The sequence below is a fragment of the Streptomyces sp. NPDC102274 genome (assembly GCF_044766385.1).
Lineage (GTDB): Bacteria > Actinomycetota > Actinomycetes > Streptomycetales > Streptomycetaceae > Streptomyces.
In genome coordinates, this window is record NZ_JBIWLW010000130.1 from 1 (window position 1) to 2,365 (window position 2,365).

3 protein-coding genes are annotated in these 2,365 nt (G+C 65.2%); 1 reads left to right on the forward strand and 2 read right to left on the reverse strand.

What is annotated here, in order from left to right:
* Positions 1 to 172: 172 nt before the first annotated feature.
* Positions 173 to 715, reverse strand: coding sequence for a DUF6368 family protein (locus ACIRQP_RS42335; RefSeq protein WP_403900801.1), 543 nt, complete (start codon positions 713 to 715; stop codon positions 173 to 175).
* A gap of 239 nt (positions 716 to 954) precedes the next feature.
* Here ACIRQP_RS42335 and ACIRQP_RS42340 point away from each other — a divergent pair, with 239 nt between their 5' ends.
* The gene (locus ACIRQP_RS42340; protein WP_403900803.1) at positions 955 to 1,398 is read left to right on the forward strand and encodes a hypothetical protein; all 444 of its coding nucleotides are present in this window, start codon (positions 955 to 957) and stop codon (positions 1,396 to 1,398) included.
* Positions 1,399 to 1,715: 317 nt separating this feature from the next.
* Here the strand turns inward: ACIRQP_RS42340 and ACIRQP_RS42345 are convergent.
* A partial coding sequence (locus tag ACIRQP_RS42345) for a reverse transcriptase domain-containing protein (RefSeq protein WP_403900805.1) occupies positions 1,716 to 2,365 on the reverse strand: 650 nt, incomplete at its 5' end.

The following is a 2,365-nucleotide window of genomic DNA, read 5'->3' on the forward strand; positions in this document are numbered from 1 at the left end:
CCACAAGCTCGCCGGCCAGGGGCACAGACAGCGACGCCAGGTCTCTAGACGCTTCCACGGCCAGCCCAACGACGAATCCGCCATCAGGTCACTGAGCTGCGGAAATACCCCAAGTAGTTCAGTCAACAGGTAAGCGGGTACTACTCGCCTGAGCCGACGGAATGGGTTCCGGCTACTTGAGGAGCCGGAACCCAGGCTGCTGGGCCCACGCTCTGACAAATTCCGCCGAGCCGTACGCGGCGGGCCACGGATTGGTCGTCGTTGCGATAACGCCCGGAAGTCCGGCGACGATCGGCACTTGGTCCTCCCGCAGTTCGGCGTTGGCCACGCCGCCGACCACGTCCATGACGGCGGCTGTCAGCAGGGCTGTGACGACGTGGTCGACTGGACGGTTGCAGAACGCGATGACATCGATTGCGTAGGTCGGGGCGAAGCCAATGAGGGGTTCCTGGTCGACTTCGTCAGCGTGTTCGGCCTCGAAGATGGCCTCGTCGCCGATACCGGGCCCCATCAGAGAGACCAGTACGGGTCGACTCCCGTCGACACCTCCGGTGTCTGTGATGCCGAGGCTTTCCGCGTGGACGTTCAGGTCGTACTCGCCGAACCGCTTCTCCTTACAACGGGCCGATGAGCGAACCAAAAACTCGTGAAGCCGCTGGATTGCGGCATGCGGGACCGCCTCCGCCAACTCAATCACCAGCACCGGTCCACTCATGTCCCGGAGCCTAAACAGCCAGGACGACCATCCCAAAGCGATTACTCAGCGTGCTCGGTCCAAGGAAGGTGAGTCAGCAGCGTCACAGGTTCTGACTCACCTTCCGTGGAGCACACCGCTGAGCACCGCGTCCGATGCCTTGGGACTCAGCGCCGGTCCAAGAGACCTTCGAGCGTGCCTGACCTGGTGCCCGTCGGTCGCTGTGGGCCAGAATGCGCCCACGCAATGATGGGGGCGGCATGGATCGACATGACACGATGACCAGGGCGTGGTGGGTGGGACTCGGCCTGTCCGGCCTGGTGCTCGGTGCGCTTTGGCTGACGGGCGCTTACAGCGGCGGCTTTCCAGGGGTGGTGATAGGGGCGTGCGTCGCGAGCTTCGCCGGTGTGGTTCCGGTTCATGGTCTCGCCCGCTGGTGGCTCATGAGCTCCGACCGTCGCACTCCCGGCTGGATCGCTTACCTGGCCGTCGCGGTGTTCTGGTCGGCCGCACTCTCGCTGGTGCTCACGGTACTTCTCCTGGGGCTACCCCACGGGTGGGAAGCGGCCCTGTCCTGGGCCAACATCCTGCGTCGCGTCGGGTGGATCGGCGGTGTCCTTGTCCCCGCCACGCTCGGCACGTACCTCGTGACCAGCATCTGGGACTGGTCGCGGAGCCTTGAGCGCGGTGGCCTGCATCGCTGACACGACTGATGGGTGGCGTGCCTGCCGGCGGTGGCACTTGTTGGTGTGGAGGAAGTCCGCCGGCGCGGGGCACCGCTGGTCGCTGCTGCACGGCCGTACGGCTTCGGCTTGGCCTGCCACTCCTTCGCCTTTTACCTGGGCCCAACCCCCGTTTGTCCTCCAAGTGCGCCGGGGCCCGCGGTGCAGGTACATCCGTTCGTCACTGCTGAGTAGGCCCGGAGCGCGGTGCCGGGATTGCTCCCGGTCCGTTTCTCCGGACCTCTCGCCGAACCCGCCGTGCGCCTCTCGACGCAACGGGCTCTCCACGGTCTCTGTCGTCAGACGGGGTTCGCAGGGTGCCATGGGTTGGGGATTGTGCTGGCCCGGTATCGGTAACGGCTGACCGTGACCGATGCGATCTGGAACAGTTCGATCCCATCTGCCGCGATCGGTAACCACCGCCCGGTGGGGGTGGTGAAGGCGACAGCGTGCTTGAAGTAGTTGGCCCAACCGCGCATGATTTGAGTGAGTCTGATCAGCACGGTGGCAAGATCCTGCTGCGATGTCCTGCCTGTCAGAGCACGGACCTTCGCCTTCAAGGACCGGATGGGCCGGTCCGCGATGAAGGTGCAGACGTGCCATTTGTTCGTGCCTCCTTTGCGTTTCCACTGGATACGGAAGCCCAGGAAGTCGAACCCATCACTCATGTGCGCGATCCGGGTCTTCGCCTGCGACAGGCGCAATCCCAGGGGTTCGAGCACGTCAGCGACTTCTTCGCGCAGTGCCGCGGTGTCGGCCTCGGTGCCGTGCACCAGGACGACGAAGTCGTCCGCGTAGCGGACAACCCGCCACGTCGGCCGACCTTTGCGGCGCCGGTAGGCGCGTTTACCCTCGGCGGACATCGTCCCGCCCGGCTCCCACGACTCGTGCAGGTGCTCATCGAGCGCCGAAAGAGCAATGTTCGCCAGCAGCGGGGAGAGGATGCCGC

Excerpts from the sequence above, each read along its gene's own strand:
- ACIRQP_RS42335 (WP_403900801.1), bottom strand. The coding sequence starts at position 715 with ATGAGTGGACCGGTGCTGGTGATTGAGTTGGCGGAGGCGGTCCCGCAT.
- ACIRQP_RS42340 (WP_403900803.1), top strand. The coding sequence starts at position 955 with ATGGATCGACATGACACGATGACCAGGGCGTGGTGGGTGGGACTCGGC.